We start from the raw sequence: 15,598 nt of genomic DNA, 5'->3' as shown, positions 1-15,598 counted from the left end.
AGGACGTGTTAAACATGCAACAGGTGCTGGATAAAATTCACAAAAGCTTAATTGTATCATGTCAAGCATTGGAGAATGAGCCGCTGCATAGCTCTTTTATTATGGGCCGCATGGCCATTGCTGCAAAAGAAGGCGGTGCGAAGTGCATTCGCGCAAACTCTGTAGCTGACATAATGGAAATCAAGAAAAATGTGGACCTTCCAGTCATAGGGATCATTAAGCAGGTGTATGGACAAAACGATGTCTATATCACACCCACCATGACCGAAATTGATGCATTGATGAAAACGAAAGCTGAAATCATTGCGACGGATGCTACATCCCGGGTAAGGCCGGACGGTAAAACGCTAAAACAGTTTTATGGTGAAATAAGAGCAAAATATCCGGATGTTTTACTAATGGCGGATGTATCCACCATTGAGGAAGCCATATTCGCTGACGAATTAGGATTCGATATCGTAGCGCCGACTTTATACGGCTATACGGACGAAACGTTCGGCCAGAAAATATATCAGGATGACTATGCTGTGCTAAAAGAAATAGTGAAAGCAGTGAAAAAAGCGAAAGTGATCGCAGAAGGAAATGTCATAACGCCGGAAATCGCGCGCTCTGTATTGGATATGAATGTCCATGCAGTAGTAGTGGGCGGTGCGATCACCAGGCCGCAGCAAATCACTAAAAGATTCGTGGACGCCATCCAAGAATAGAACGCTGCACATAGTAATGAAAAGACCCAGACTGGCAACAGTTTGGGTCTTTTGTTATCTGGATTCAAAGCCTCGATTCTTCAAATTCCAGGGAATATCCATGCCATTTCCGGCTTTACCGTTACACAGTCAATATGAACATTTGATTTAATAGTGCCTCCAAAGGTATGGTTTGAACCGAAAGCAACATGAATCGTATTGTAGGCTTTTTCATCTTCCAGAATATTACCGGTTACTCTTGCAGCATGGTTTGTTCCGATTCCCAGCTCACAAAGTAATCTTCCATCTCCATCCCCAAGCATTGAGAGCAATTTCTTCCCCGCTTCACCTGTTGCTTCGACAAGTTTGCCTTTTTGAATCGTTAAAACGATCGGCTTTTCCAAAAGCCCAATACCTGCAATTGACCCATTAATTTCAATTCTTCCTTCTGCTTCGCCCTCCACAGGGGCAATATAGGCTTCACCTGAAGGTAAGTTACCTGAAGCGGATTTCTCCTTGAAAACGCCAGTACTTGGAACGCCTTTCCTCATATGCAGCGGTATGGTTAACTGGTTTTTTCCGGTTTTTATGATTAGTTTTTCAGCTTGTGATAACCTTTCCGTCATTGCTAATGTTTCTTTTTCCACTCGTTTATAATCTGCATTTATTGCACCATGTAAAAACATATCTTCCGTAATTCCCGGCATTGTAATCACACCTATGCCGTGAAGGTTCGCATTTTTCCGTGCTACTGTATGTGTTAAGGAATGTTTTGTTAAACAAAAGACAATATCATGTTTCAGCATCTCATCAGAAGCTTCCTCCGGCGGCTCTTCTCCTGATTTCTTTCGATCTTCCATTTCATAAAAAGAAGCACTCCACCCGTTTGTTGATAAAGCATTCCTGAATTCCTTTGCTAATGATGAGGTACTATAATCCGTTAATACTAAAATGGAATCAGCTATAGTGACATTTAAATTATTTGCCATGATATTTGCAACAATAGTGTCTAACTCGCTCATGCTTATTCTCTCCCCATTTCTTTAAACATTTTTTTATTCATCATATAAACACTTGTAAACACAAACAACAATCCAAAGAGTATACCGCCGTTTACCTTTTCTTCAAGAAACAGAACACCTAATAGAATGGTCATGATCGGCATCAAATAAGTAACCAGCAATGCAAAAAGTGCCCCGCCTGATTTAACTAAATAATAATATAAAACGTTCCCGAACCCTGAGATGACCATACCCAAACAATGAACAGTAAAAATGGTTTCAAATCATTGAAATGCTAAAAACTTTTTGGCTCAACAAACATCATGAATATGCCAGAGTAAATGCTGCCTACAAGCATCGTCATAAATGAAAGCGTGATAAGGGAACAATGCTTCAAATACTTCGCAGAAAGCACGGCAGACATGGAATAGAAACAAACTGCCACTAAAAGCAGTCCTGCTGTCCCAAAATGGACTGGAGCGCTTCCATTCATCCCAGATTCCACCGAATCCAATCACTACGCTCCATAAAACCTGCCGAGTAACAGTCGCTTTAAAAATTAACACACTCCATACAATCCCGTCTATCGGACCTGATGCATTCAGCACCCCACCGATAGTCGTATCGAGCCCTCTTAAGCTTAAGCTCATGAAGACCCATGGAATTCCTGCACTTATTAATGTTATAAGTAAGAGAGCAGGAACTTTTTGAAAATCTTTTTTTGATTTTTTCCATACAAAAAAGGGTAATAACGCAATCATTCCAAAAAAACAGCGATAAAACACAATTGAAAGAGGATGCAAATCAGGGAGAAGCAATTTTTTTAAATAAAACGTTTACCCCCATAGAAGACTTAAAAGGAATAGAGCCGTGATAAGCATTTTTGCATTCTTCTCCTTAAATTTCAGAAAAAAGAGATCCGGAAAACCGGATCACCTCTCCTATAAATATTCTGCAACAATGCGTGCAGTTAAGGTCCGGGGAAGAAGAACAGGTAAGCCGCTTCCCCCCATGGCTTCTTTTTTATGTGTTTCGTTATATCCCATACAATCAAGGACAATGAGCTCTGCGCCTTGATTTTTCAACTTTTGAGCAGCCCTTTTTATATCACTGTCTTCATAAGGTGATGCGACTTCTACGCAAGGCTCTGCCCCAGTGCTTTTCCACTTTTGGGTTAAAGTATTTCTTTGTTCTTCTAATGGAATGACTAATCCAAGTTTTCCTTTCGATAAAATGGCTTGTACGGTATGGCTTAATATTTTATCAGGATAAATTAATGGTTTTTTATTTAGTATTGTTGGAAAATCTCCTGTACAGAGCATGATGACAGCAGATACTTGCTCTTCCAATTTGTTTAATTCCTCTTGCAATAACGGTAATAATTTTGATTTTCCTATTTTAATTGATTGCCCGTTTATTAACTTAGAAATATACGTCACTTCACCTTTATCAGGTGTAATGGAATAAAGGTCATCATCCCTGATTCGGTCGAGACCTCCAGCTTCTACAATATCGACTGTGTTCCCTAAAATATGTTGAATGGAAGGTGTGACATCAACCCTTGGTGACTGGCCAATCGTCAAGACACCAACAGATTTCTTTGTCATTTTGCTGTACTTCCCAATGTTTGCAGCTTCTTCATCGATCCGTATAAATTCACAAGATGCTGAAATTCCGCTTGATCGTAAAATTCAATTTCGCCCCTTGTAAATTCTTTAGCAACCTCGATGCTAAAACGAACGGCTTGCGCCACATCCACCTCATGGCTTGCACCAGTTCCGCATCCAGGGACCGCAGTCTTTGCTGTTATCGCAAGTCCTATAACTGGCGCATCCGTCGTAACCGCTGGCTGTAAAATGCTGTTGATATGATATACATCGTTTCCATAAGGTGTAATATCTTGAGTTGTCACAGCAAATGTGACTGGTAAATCTCCTGTTGTCATCTCCATGATTCGGATTAGATCATCACTGAACTTCAATACATACCCTTCTTTTACTGTTGGTGAAAGAGCAATGCCACGATGATTGAATACTTTGTTTCCTTTTGTTGTATCAATTGATAATACAGCTTCCATCTCCGGTAACACTTCATACTGGTTCATCGTGAAGATATCGACAGGCGAGCCCATGAAAACTACAGGTTCATGCGGTATTGTTGGAGCATCCGGACAAATATGAGTCGTGATATAGACATCCCCTGGAAGTCGATCACCTTTTTCAGCCATTTGGCTAAGCTTTAGAGCAGCTGTAATGGCTGCGGCTGCCCCGTCCCCATCAGATACGAATCCGATACGGGAAGGCCTGGCCCCCAATCCTCCCAGTCTCCCGACAATCCCTAATGAAGGAGCATTTCCTCCAGTTGATTTTCCTTCAGCACCTTTTACTAGGATTTTAATAAAGTCCGTTGACCCGCTATCACCTGCCACTGTTTGATAAGATGCTTCAACATGGGAAAATTCCGTAAAAAGTTCAATTACCATCTTTCCGTTTATTTTAGGATCATCCAGCAGTTCCATAACTTCCATCGTATATTTCAAAGACATTCTTAATCTCTCCTTTAAATGATATTTTTTTGAATAATAGGTTCCACCGCTTTTAATAGTTTTTCATTAAACATCGTAGAACTTAATTTCAAGTTTTCTTTCGGTACTGAAAGAACGGCGATACTCTGTCCCTCTTGAATTTCGGCACTTACCAGAGGAAGTCCGGTTTTTGCATCAAACGTCATAATTAGATCAGGGAATGTTCCTTTACGCTCTCCATTCATATCAGCTGTCATATACTCATTCCAAAAAGTCAGCTCCAAATCATCAATCATCACTACCCCAACATCAAATCCTCCAGTTTGATTCATGTTAAATGCACGTACTTTTCCAGAATGGATGACGCGGCCTTTTAAAAACGATGCAACTGCTTCAATTCTCTCTGGTCCCTCAGGTACTGAAAGGAATGCGTTGCCGAGCTCTATCGCTTGTGTAATACCGCCAACCGCAGCGTGATTTTTTACATACCCCATTGTTACTGGATTTCTGCAAACTGCAACCATTCCGCCTGCCTCAACGGACATATATCTAACAGCATTGGATGATTTGTCTAAGACGCCCGAAACAAACCCCTCAACTTTGTTATCTGCTTTTCCTCCTGAATAGGATTGCAGTGATTGATATCCTTCGACTTCCGATAAATTCAATGAACCCATCGAACCAGTCGGATGTGCTCTTCCATTACAAGGAGCATCAAGAACCGGTAAACCGGTGCCGGCAGCTTGCAACCAGCCATTTATCGAAGTGGATGCCCCGTTTTCATTCGTCATGATTGCTTTGATTGGATGTGGAAATTCCTTTTGCATTCGTCGAACCGTTTCCACAAGTTGTTGGGAATCAACATATTGTTCTTTTGCTGAAGGTGCACCCACTAAGGAAACACAAACAACATAATCCTCATCTTGCAGTTCATCAATCGTTATAAGTGTAGGCGAACCAACTTCAAAAGCAGATTCTGTTTTTTGAAGTCCATCTAAAATCCAGCCCCCGCCTCCGCCTCCTAAAATACAACCGCCATATACTGCTTTTATTGCATCTTGTTTTGTCAAAATTCTTTTTGCCATTATTTTCACCTCATCATCGAACTTTCCAAATAGATGTAAAGAAACTATACAAAGCATCTCCCGCAATAAATCCTGCCGCAGTCGTGAACATCGCATTTTCAGCTTCTGGACCACGAACTTTCAAGATAATGACCCGGATCAAGATTCCAATTATGACTGCCCAGCCTGCAATCGGATTGGTAATCAACAATCCTGTCGCAAGCATGATTCCCATTTGTCTTTTAGGACCTCCGATTAACTGGATAATCGCACCGGGAATGGCCCATAAGAATAACAACATGCCGACGTTTCCTGTGACACCCTTTTCAATGGTCGCTGCATAAACCCGATCAACTGGAGGAACCAAGTCCTGGGAGAAAAATGAATCCGCAAAAATGACTACCATCACAATTGCTACTCCAAATCCGATCATTGCACTTTTAAATTGTTGTCTGCGTCCGAAAAGCTCCTCAGCAGACCCAACACTTCCGCGAATCAGTACACCCGTTTTCAAGTCATACCCCAAATCAGCAAAAGCAGGTCCCGTTGCCGCAGTAAATCCTGTCAATAAGGCTAAAGCAACTGGCGGGAACCCCATCAGCATACCGATGATAAGACAGATTAACGTAACGGCAAACGCTGGGAACCATCCTGAATGCATGGCTGCAATCCCTACAATGACTTCATGTATTAAGGCTGCTAGAGCAGCGTATAATACAAATAACGCTATCTGCCAAACAGGCATTTCGCTAATGATTCCGCCCATGATTGCAAGAAGGGTAGCCCCCGCAATATAAAGTAGGAAACCTAATCCAAACCCTTTTTTTACATCCACTTGTTTTCGCGTATATTCGTGATCTGTATCCCGCACCACTTTCTTCTTGGAAGACACAAAAACATATATGAACTGGAACAATGCCACAATACCACCGCCAATCATCATTCCGTGTGGGATGTAATACGCATTTAAATCCACACCAAACAATGCACTGGAGTAACCTGTCAATAACAAACCGATCCCAAACATGGAGAGGGCCCATATATTTCCTATGAAAGCGACACCAAAAGCAGACATTGGAATAGCAAAATATGAACCTACAAGACCACCTAAAATACCTAATCCAAGGTACTTCCCTTTTTGTCCGCCTTCATCACCTGCTTTAAGAGCTTCAGCTGTAGCAATACCCGGAGGCCAAGCCTCATTCGAACCAAATAAATTCGAGTCAAATACTTTATAAAGAATGAAACCATCAACAAATAATGCAATCCCGGCACCAATTAACATCGGGATGATTAGGTCAGGCATTCCTAAAACATAAGGTAACCCAATCGGGATTAATAAACTGTTTGCCGCACCGAACGTTGCTGCGGAAATTGTCGTTTGAACTAAGTTCTGGTTATCCAGCAACTTGTATTTATAGAACATTTGCAATGGAATACGTGAGATTAACATCGCAATTAAGGCACCGATGATTGATGTATTTGGCGTAATTCCGAGTGTTGTAATTAGCTGCATACCTACGATTGCCCCAAAAACGGCAATGACAATGGAAAAAACGATAAACGATAGGTCAAAGGTTTTTTGATTCATTGGTTACCCTCCTTGTCCAAGTAATTGATAAGCAATTGCTTGCGCCTCAACTAAGTCCACTACAGGTACAGTTAAATTTTGCCGAAAATGATCCTTTAAACGAATTGTAGAAAATCCTGTACAAGCAAATAAAATAACGTCTGCACCAGAATCGATCAAACCTTGCGCTACATTCACTAATTCTCCTTTTGCACCTTCTTCCAATAAATCTGTCGTTTTCCTTAACTTTTCAGAAAATGCATAGGAATGATAATGTTCACCTAATTCTTTTATAATTTGGCCTGGAGGCTTTTCCGTAATTCCGATGACCCCTACTTTACTTCCGACCATACAAGCTGAGCGGGCACCACACGCACCAGCCCCCAATACAGGAATGTTGACAGCCCTTCTGCATTCTTCAATTGCCGGGTCAGCTGCACAACTAATGGTAATGGCGTCCACTTTTAACTTTTCTTCCATCTCTTTTGCCAGCTGGATAATTTTCGGGTTTGCCTCTTGCTCAGATTCGTCATCATATATTCCGTTCGGTTGATTCTGTATACAGTGTGTGATTGATTGGACCCCTGCATATTCATGCATTTTCTTCCCGTGTTCCAGAAGAACATTTTCATCTTCAGTTGTTAAAACCCTAATAATACCTAACATAGTACCCCTCCCTATTTATATTATAAAAATTCAAACTATTAATCTGTATGCATAAAGTGAGAAAACTTTTTATTTGGTTTTTTCCCACTATTCTCACAATTAACTTTTTGTAGAAATTCTCATTGCGTTACGTTTCCTATTATTCCTGCGCATTCTTGACCTTATACAGAGCGACCAAAACGAATCCATAAAAAAAAGGCGGGTGAAACCCGACTCAGTTTGTCGACAAAGAAGGTTCGAATGGTCTCTCCCCAAAACCATGATTTTAAGGAACACTTGATTATCCTTCATGTTTTTTACTTGTTTATACCGGTGAAACTTCATTAGACTGAAGAAATTTGCGATACTCCTGCCTAATAACTGGCTAGCCGAGACCCACAGACGCTTGCTTTGGTGGGGCTGGGCAGACAGTCGGCGGAAAGAGAGCGGATTTCTGAAATCAACTGTAACGTTTATTAATTAAAAAACTGCAGGCAAACTGACTTTTCATCGAGTTTGTCTACAGTGTGTGCCGGGTGATACCCGACTTTTTTTCACTATGATAACTCTTTCATTTTCAAACAAAAACGTAAAATAAAAAGATTTTCTGGATCATCAAGCTCCATATTTATGAGGTCTTTGATTTTCTGGAGGCGATAGGTCATAGTTCTTCGATGTATATATAACTTTTCAGCCGTTCTTGTTACGTTTCCATTGGTATCTAAAAATACAATTAATGTTTCTAACAAATGTCCATCGTGGTTTGCGAGCGGCTTTAGTACCTCTTCTGCATACTTAACAGCATATGTATCGTTACTCATATTGATAAGAATTTCGTAAATTCCCAGCTTGTCATAAGCGTAAATCTTTTCGTTAGGCCGAAATTTCAGACCCATTTCCATGATTTTCGTTGCAGATTTAATCTTCTCATCAAGATCTTTTAAATCTTGGAAGGGTGCACTAATTGAAATATGCATATCTTCAATAGAAGAATCTGGCATTGCAGACTGAAAAGCCACTGTTAATTGTGCCAATACTTTTTGATTATTAATTGGGTTTTGGACAAGTGAAAAAAAATGACTGCTCTTTTCAAATACGATATTTTTTTCAAACGGGAGGTTTTCTACCAACTCCTTTATTTTTTTTCGAATTAAAACATTACCATCCATTAAGGTCGATGGCGAAAAAAATGAAGGTTCGAGGTCTTTTCTTGTGAAAAATAACAGTGTATAAAACGCATCATCATTCACTAAATTGTTATGAGAAAGCGATTCTAAAGTTTCTAAATCCTTTATCCGTTCTTTTTGCAATTCTAATTGCTCACTCATTACGGTTTCGGAAAGTTTTCGAATCAAGCCATTCACATTCTGAGATTCAATTTCACTAAATTCGGACTGATTTTTATAAGGAAGATGAATGAAAGCGAATACATTATTCTTAGAAATCAGAGGAACGATCAACCGATTTTTTTGATCTGAAAATTTCATTCGTTTAAGCGTACATTGTTTTAATTCAATACTCCATTCATCTATTAACTCTTTATATCTTGAATGTGCAGGTTTGGATAATAACAATTTGGATTTTCTCCATCCATCTGGTGAAAACTTCTGAGTGCAGTATAACAATCTCCCTTCACAATTCTCTATATAGACTTGAGATTCCAAGATATCCGATATACTTTCAATGGCGTCCGAAACAGTAGCATACTCCTCTTCTATAAAAGAATGGAAGGGGTTTAATAAGTTTTGTTTCATTTTTTTCTTTTCTTCATAGAGCTTTTCATATAATGGAGTTAACACATTAATGTAAGATACATTTGTGGGGAGTGATATAATCGGAAAAGAATGAGCCTCCGCTAACTCGATCATTTCTTTTGGGAGTTGTTTAACGAACCGACCTAACTTAACTACCAGACCTGACGCATTTTTTTCTATTAGTGCTTTTAAGATTTCACATTGCTTTTGATAATCATCTTTAACAGAGTAAAAAGTCGTCATCATGAGGACTCCTCCCATGACCCAACTTCCTACTTCTGGTACTTCCATAACCTCGATTGACAGTATCTCGCGTGTTATTCCCTTTCTGCCAGCAATGACTGTTCCAGTTGCGAGTTCACCAATATTTAAAGCATCCGAGATTTTCATTGTTCTGCCCCTTTCAAGAAACTAGATTGTTGTTACCTCCGGTCTAAGAAGGAGAAAGTCCCTTTTCATCATTAAGTGCCTTTCGTTTTTTTCCTTAAGTATAGACGATTCAGCTTTCCAAAGGTACGGCAGGGTCAAAAATTAAGTCGGTGCCTCAATCTTACGAACCAAATGTCACTGGCACAAATTGATCGAATAGTGGGGAGATGGGAATGGATAATATCTTATTTTACTATTATGACTGTTGCAACAACCCTTTAAACAATCATCAGGTTATTGACGTCCTTAATGGATACATTAAACTATGTATACATATAAGAAACTTGAAATGGGTGATCGAATGGAATATCTCGCAGAAAACCTTATATATGGCATTGAGTGCAGCATGGACAAATTCACCAAAACAGAAGAAGAATTGGCCCATTACATTCTGCAGCGCCCTGAAGAAGTAAGTCAGTTAACCATTAGTCAAATCGCTAAAAAGCTACATATTTCACCGGCAACCATTACGCGTTTTTGCCAGAAACTAGCCTTTTCCGGCTTCAATGAGTTCAGGCATGAGTTAAAAAGGTTCGTGGACCTCCGAAATACACCGAAAAATATGAAGAACATCAAGCAGGTGGACTATTTCGCTAAACTGTATCAAGATCACTTAAGTATCATTGATAATACCTTTCATATAACCACATATGACGATATCCAAAAAGCTGTATCTTACCTTACACAAGCAAATAAGATTCATGTTTATGGAATAGGGAGTTCAGGTATAGCGGCCCAGGAGTTCAAGTCAAAGTTTTTCCGTATCGGCTTGACTGTCGAAGCTATTACAGACCCCCACCAGTCAATGATGGATGCAGCTTTAAGTAACGCGAATAGCGTTGTCATCGGCATTTCCATTTCCGGAACAACGAAAGAAGTGATTTCAGCCGTTAAAATTGCAAAGAAGCAAGGCTCACGCATCTTGATCTTTACTGGAGATAAAAATTCCGAGCTCTCACAGCTTGGCGATATATCGTTATTGGTCACGAGCAAGAACAGCATGCATATGGGGCAAAACATCTCTCCATTGCTTCCGCTGCTATTACTATTTGATTTAATATATACAGAGTTGGTCGCTAAAGATTATAAAAACAGGATCAGCATCAGGGAAAAGACTTTAAAGGTATTGACCGAGAACGACTGACTCAAACGTACATCACGAATCATACAAAAAACTGCATCTCCAATTGCTTTGTGTTACTAGCAATTGGGGTGCAGTCCACTTTATCTGTTCCTTTTAAACCAAATTCCTTATTGCAGGCATGGTACGTTCTTGGAGCCTCTCGGAAAGAAGACTATACGAAACTACTTTATTCTTGTACTGTTTGACTACATCCACGCGGTCGTTGTAAATGTACACAAATAATCGAACATCGTTTTTTCCTCTTTTAGTATCAATCATTATTGGAATCCCACTGTTCTCTGGATGTAAAAACAATTGCTCGTTCCCTGGGAATATATGATTTTTTTTCAAAAACTTAGCTTCGTTAAAATAATCAATTACTTGAATTTTTTCTTCCCCTTCCAAACGATTTCCATCAAAGGTTACGATTGCATGCGCGTCACTAATTTCCGAATGTATTTTAAAATTACTCAAAATCCAATTCACTGCATCGGTTGGAAGGCAGGTAACCAATAATTTAAGCAAACTTAAGATAATTGTCAAAATCAATACAGGCACTGTCATATTTCATCATCTCCGCTACGTTATAAATTCATGATCCATTGAAAGAGGCGGTCCATTTTTCTTTGAATTGACCATTCTATTGCCGTGTTTCTTTCAGACTCTTTCCGTTCACATTTCCGTCACATTTGTGAACAAATTCACATTTCCCCACAAATAGAGTATTCTTGTAAACCATCCATACAAACATGAGTGTTATACAATTAAGCCTATATCCATGCATTTTGATAGGCTATTATAGCAATCATTCACGTGATAGCTTAGGTTAATTTTATTACGAAGTAGATGATGCCCACAGTTAATATTAGGGCAAGACCCATATAAATATAACTAAGGTTCAGCAAATTCCCTCTTGTTGATGCAGAATAATCACTATCACTCTTCCCCGCTAACGAAAGGGTGCCAATCAGGGCAACTAAACTAATGGCCACAACTATTATTATACTTATCGTCATGATTCAACGCCTCCCCATATCATTATCCATTTCCTTGAGCCATTTCAAATTATTCCGATTCTCATCGTATATCGCAGTGAAACTACACAAAAAATCGTTCCTGATTGGCAGGGCAAAATTAAACTGCCAGGTCTATCACTCATCGTAAATATAGTAGAAAACCCTACTTCTCTATAATAAAAGAACAGCCAATTTTAGGACCATCCAATTAAGTGAAATTTCCACCATCCACTTGCAGAATTTTTCCGTTCATATACATAGAAAAGTGCAAAGACTATTGTTTTAGAGATGAGGAGGCTTTCTAAAACATGATCCTATTCAATGAATTTAGGCAAAAGGGTACTATCCAAAAGTTAAAACTAAGTGGAGTGGAACGGAGGGCGCGAACTCCTGCAGGAAAGCGTGTCCAGGGGAACCCCGCAGGCGCGAAGCGTCGAGGAGGCTCACGGACCGCCCGCGGAAAGCGAGTGCCTGGAGTGGAAATCAACCTTCATATTGCACTAACCCCTAAAAAACTGTAGACAAACTCGATGTTCATCCAGTTTGTCTACAGTCTAAGAATATCAAACCAAAGTATTATAAACTTTTTACAGCCTCTGCAAACCTTTTGATGCCTTCGTGAATGGAATCCTCATTTTCCCTTGCAAAAGTAAAGCGTACATATCCCTTATTTGTACCTAATGTTGAACCGGGAACGTAGATGACCCCTCTTTTGATGGATTCCTCCAGTAACTTTATTTCGTTCAATGGCACCTTCAGCTTACACCACAAATGAATTCCGCCATTTGGCGAATAATACTCAACTTCTTCATGCAGGAATTCATGAAGACCCGAAACGATTGCATCCCTTCTTTTTTCCAGCTGCCCCCTTAAGTAGGCAATATGGACAGGAAAATACTTTGATTCAAAAAAATCATTCGCTATCCATTGAGTGAATGAGCCATGTCCGAAGTCAACCTGCTGCTTAGCATCAGATAGTCTCTCTATAACGGGTTTCGGTCCGATAATCCACCCAATTCTTAAACCGGATGCAACAATTTTTGACAAGGAGCTTATATATAAAACATTTCCGTTGCTGTCCATCGATTTAAGAGTGGCAATTTCTTCACCGGCAAAGGAAGTTAAACTATACGGATCGTCTTCTATGACCGGTATTCCATAATCGGATGAAAGTTCCAGGATCCGTTTGCGACGGTTGATATGAAGGACAGTTCCTGTAGGGTTTTGAAATACAGGGTTCAAAAAAATCATCCTGATCCGATGTTTTTTATGGAGTTCCAGTAAATCCTCCGGGTTGATGCCATCTTTATCAACTGGTAACGGAAAAATCCTTAGCCCCGCGGATTGAAAGATGGGAAGATTGTAACTATATGATGGATCTTCCAAAATAACGGCATCTCCTGGCTTTAACAAGCATTGGACCACCAGATGCAGGGCTTGCTGTGCACCAGAAGTTATGAGTATGGAAGATGGATGTGTATCAATTCTCCTATACTGTTTAACATGTTGGGTTATCGTTTCCCTCAAAACCGCATTGCCTTGAGGGTGATCATAACCCAAACTGCCAATGAAGGACCTATTAGAAATGATTTCACGTAAGGATTGAACTGGAAATAAGTCTTCTGAAAGCTCTCCGCTAGCTAAGTTAATAAGGTTATGCCCTTCCGTCTCTTTGCGTATTCTTTGGGTTACTGGCATATTGGGCAAAAAAGAACCCGCTTCAATATATCGATTCCAGCTAGGTATACGTTTTCGTGTAATTCCCCAGATATCCTTGCTGATCATCGTTCCGCTTCCTTTGATTCGTTCAACAAGTCCATTGGCTTCCAATTCATCATAAGCCGCAACAACTGTGCTCCTGTTAACTCCCAGTTCACTTGCCAAGAAGCGTTCAGACGGCAGCGGCTTATCCAATAAAAATGTTCCATCCGCAATGCCGCTCTCGATGTAAGCGGCTATTTGTTTATATAATGGCTTCTTGGATTTTCTGTCAGTTTTCCATTCCATAAGCTACATCCTTTAAAATGTTTAGTCAAAATCGTACTACATGAATAACTTTATAAACTTATTCATTCCCAAAAGCAGTAAAACCTTTTATTCAGTATAATCTTCAGCCGGGATTATTGCACTTTTAGGATAAAAACTGTCCTGCAAAATAAAAACGAAAGCCCCCATTCCTTAAATGAATGGAAGCTTTCGTTTCATCTTTTTCAACTATGCAGGCTCCCCTTCAGCCAAGGGCGATCCTGATAGTGTCCGATCGGGATTTGGATCAGGCTCGTTTTCCTTTGCGGACCGCTTATCTTATAAAGTTCATCACACATATTCACATCAAACCCGAGCAGGGGGTGCCCGTTCATTCCGAGGGCTGACGACGCTAGCAGTAATTTCTGTACGAGCATCCCCGCCTCCATTTGCTGGATGCGGTATCCCCTATATCCAAGTTGCGTTTTGAAATGGTCCCGCTCTCCAACTACATGTATGCAGATCGGCACTTGCTGAAAATTCATGATATCGAGGGACATTCCGTATTGCAATCGGAGCCGCTGATCTCCTGATTGTATCTGTTGTAATGAATGTGTCGCGCTGTCGTAATGGTATGCACCATCTTGAATGTCTTCCACATTATACAAACAAGCATATAATGAAACGCGATGTTCGTTGTTCTCGTTTTTTCCATCCAAGTCATTTCGATAGGAGAACGAAGCGGTTGCCTCCTGCAGGAGAGAAGCCAGCTGCCATTGACTGACTTTCCCGAGTACGAAGTCCATTTCAGGTGAAAACCGCTTCCGGCAAACGGATGCCAAGTCATAGGACAACCGCTTCACGATAGGAAGGGCTACAATATGTCCTTCGGATTTCGCCCCATTCTTCGGACTGATCCGCCGGAATGATTGGGTGGATTCAATCATGGATGCATCATTCATCTTAGTCAGCATTGGAAATTCCCTGATTCTTTGCGACCGAACATAGTGTTCAGGCTGAATATCCGTCAATTCCTGTAATAATTCCGTTGAAGTGACAGGTCGGTGCATACTCCTTTCTTCACTAAAACTAAAAGAAGGTTCTCCCGATAAGGGGATCACCGCATACGTGCTCTCTTCCTCTTCCGAAAGCCCGAGCATATGATTAATGGCCCGATCAAGGAATTGGAAGCACACCCCAGCGGCGATTCCAGACCGTTTCGCCACTTCGAGCAACTGTCCAAGAAGCACGCCTGCATCCAGACCTTGCAGACGGTATGAAAAGTTATTATATTTGTAGAAGTTTTTCCAAAACATCGTCGATACAAAAACCGAGCCAAAGCAGGCGGACATATCAACGTTTTCACCAAGAGCTTTGGTTATATATGAATCAAAATTCCCTTCCCGCAGCAAAACCAGCCGGTGGTGTGCCGCATCATAATGGTATACACCAGCAGGCAATCCCTCCATCTTCAAGTACACGTACAATTCGCTTGGATACAAAGCTCCCCCTGATGGCGGAAAACGCCGGAATGACTGCATGAGATCCTCGGATTCCGATGATCTCGGTACCTGACTGACTTGGGTTAGGCCATATGCATACCAGAGGAAATGACCGATTCCTTTGAGATCCTGTTTTGAAGGCACGCTGCCCCCCTCCAGCGTCAGCGGCACCTCCAGTGATAGCGGAAAAAAAGGCAAGTCACGGTAAAGCTTATACGTCAGCGGTGCATCGTCCCAATCCACTTCCCAATCCGGCGGACTTGCCTTTTCGATATCAAAATGCAAATTGTGTAAAAATGCCTCTAGACTCATCCTCCAA

General features: G+C 40.6%; 15 protein-coding genes and 1 pseudogene. 3 read left to right on the top strand and 13 right to left on the bottom strand.

Going from position 1 to position 15,598, the window contains the following annotated elements; all coding sequences use genetic code 11:
- Positions 1 to 14 precede the first annotated feature (14 nt).
- Entirely contained in the window at positions 15 to 707 is a 693-nt protein-coding gene (locus ACQKNS_RS09620; RefSeq protein WP_427642396.1) for an N-acetylmannosamine-6-phosphate 2-epimerase, read from the top strand.
- Between the two features lie 80 nt (positions 708 to 787).
- On the opposite strand, the gene ACQKNS_RS09615 is transcribed toward ACQKNS_RS09620, so the two are convergent.
- The 9 genes and pseudogenes from ACQKNS_RS09615 to ACQKNS_RS09575 all read right to left on the bottom strand — a co-directional run bounded on the left by ACQKNS_RS09615 (position 788) and on the right by ACQKNS_RS09575 (position 9,634).
- Positions 788 to 1,708, bottom strand: a complete 921-nt coding sequence (locus ACQKNS_RS09615) for an aminopeptidase (RefSeq protein WP_427642394.1) — start codon at positions 1,706 to 1,708, stop codon at positions 788 to 790.
- Positions 1,709 to 1,710: 2 nt separating this feature from the next.
- Positions 1,711 to 1,944 (bottom strand): EamA family transporter, encoded by a 234-nt coding sequence (locus ACQKNS_RS09610; protein ID WP_427642393.1) that lies wholly within the window; start codon positions 1,942 to 1,944, stop codon positions 1,711 to 1,713.
- Positions 1,945 to 1,998: 54 nt separating this feature from the next.
- Positions 1,999 to 2,508 (bottom strand): annotated as a pseudogene (locus ACQKNS_RS09605) (EamA family transporter); the annotation flags it as partial.
- A gap of 120 nt (positions 2,509 to 2,628) precedes the next feature.
- Complete coding sequence (locus ACQKNS_RS09600; protein WP_427642391.1) at positions 2,629 to 3,294, bottom strand: AroM family protein; 666 nt, start codon at positions 3,292 to 3,294, stop codon at positions 2,629 to 2,631.
- Complete coding sequence (locus tag ACQKNS_RS09595) at positions 3,291 to 4,232, bottom strand: DUF1177 domain-containing protein (RefSeq protein ID WP_427642389.1); 942 nt, start codon at positions 4,230 to 4,232, stop codon at positions 3,291 to 3,293. The genes ACQKNS_RS09600 and ACQKNS_RS09595 overlap by 4 nt, the downstream gene beginning before the upstream one ends.
- Positions 4,233 to 4,246: 14 nt before the next feature.
- Positions 4,247 to 5,296, bottom strand: a complete 1,050-nt coding sequence (locus ACQKNS_RS09590) for a DUF917 domain-containing protein (RefSeq protein ID WP_427642387.1) — start codon at positions 5,294 to 5,296, stop codon at positions 4,247 to 4,249.
- A gap of 13 nt (positions 5,297 to 5,309) precedes the next feature.
- Positions 5,310 to 6,866 carry an OPT/YSL family transporter gene (locus ACQKNS_RS09585; RefSeq protein ID WP_427642385.1) on the bottom strand — a complete coding sequence of 519 codons (1,557 nt, stop codon included), beginning with the start codon at positions 6,864 to 6,866 and terminating at the stop codon, positions 5,310 to 5,312.
- A 3-nt stretch (positions 6,867 to 6,869) separates the two neighbouring features.
- Entirely contained in the window at positions 6,870 to 7,511 is a 642-nt protein-coding gene (locus ACQKNS_RS09580; RefSeq protein ID WP_427642384.1) for an aspartate/glutamate racemase family protein, read from the bottom strand.
- Positions 7,512 to 8,047: 536 nt separating this feature from the next.
- Entirely contained in the window at positions 8,048 to 9,634 is a 1,587-nt protein-coding gene (locus tag ACQKNS_RS09575) for a PucR family transcriptional regulator (RefSeq protein WP_427642382.1), read from the bottom strand.
- A 304-nt stretch (positions 9,635 to 9,938) separates the two neighbouring features.
- On the opposite strand from ACQKNS_RS09575, the gene ACQKNS_RS09570 reads away from it, so the two are divergent.
- Positions 9,939 to 10,817 carry a MurR/RpiR family transcriptional regulator gene (locus tag ACQKNS_RS09570; RefSeq protein WP_427642380.1) on the top strand — a complete coding sequence of 293 codons (879 nt, stop codon included), beginning with the start codon at positions 9,939 to 9,941 and terminating at the stop codon, positions 10,815 to 10,817.
- A 93-nt stretch (positions 10,818 to 10,910) separates the two neighbouring features.
- Here ACQKNS_RS09570 and ACQKNS_RS09565 read toward each other — a convergent pair whose 3' ends face one another.
- Together ACQKNS_RS09565 and ACQKNS_RS09560 are read right to left on the bottom strand one after the other, a co-directional pair.
- Positions 10,911 to 11,360 (bottom strand): YfmQ family protein, encoded by a 450-nt coding sequence (locus tag ACQKNS_RS09565; RefSeq protein WP_427642379.1) that lies wholly within the window; start codon positions 11,358 to 11,360, stop codon positions 10,911 to 10,913.
- Positions 11,361 to 11,617: 257 nt separating this feature from the next.
- Positions 11,618 to 11,812, bottom strand: coding sequence for a hypothetical protein (locus ACQKNS_RS09560; RefSeq protein WP_427642377.1), 195 nt, complete (start codon positions 11,810 to 11,812; stop codon positions 11,618 to 11,620).
- 308 nt (positions 11,813 to 12,120) lie between these two features.
- On the opposite strand from ACQKNS_RS09560, the gene ACQKNS_RS09555 reads away from it, so the two are divergent.
- Positions 12,121 to 12,333, top strand: a complete 213-nt coding sequence (locus tag ACQKNS_RS09555; protein WP_427642375.1) for a hypothetical protein — start codon at positions 12,121 to 12,123, stop codon at positions 12,331 to 12,333.
- Positions 12,334 to 12,388: 55 nt separating this feature from the next.
- Here ACQKNS_RS09555 and ACQKNS_RS09550 read toward each other — a convergent pair whose 3' ends face one another.
- Both ACQKNS_RS09550 and ACQKNS_RS09545 read right to left on the bottom strand, forming a co-directional pair.
- Complete coding sequence (locus tag ACQKNS_RS09550) at positions 12,389 to 13,819, bottom strand: PLP-dependent aminotransferase family protein (RefSeq protein WP_427642373.1); 1,431 nt, start codon at positions 13,817 to 13,819, stop codon at positions 12,389 to 12,391.
- Positions 13,820 to 14,022: 203 nt separating this feature from the next.
- Positions 14,023 to 15,591, bottom strand: a complete 1,569-nt coding sequence (locus tag ACQKNS_RS09545) for a SagB family peptide dehydrogenase (protein ID WP_427642371.1) — start codon at positions 15,589 to 15,591, stop codon at positions 14,023 to 14,025.
- Positions 15,592 to 15,598 lie beyond the last annotated feature (7 nt).

It is taken from the genome of Peribacillus sp. NPDC094092 (genome assembly GCF_050279365.1).
Classification (GTDB): domain Bacteria; phylum Bacillota; class Bacilli; order Bacillales; family DSM-1321; genus Peribacillus.
The sequence above is the reverse complement of the archived record's forward strand: the minus strand, read 5'-3'. Positions and strand labels throughout refer to the sequence as shown.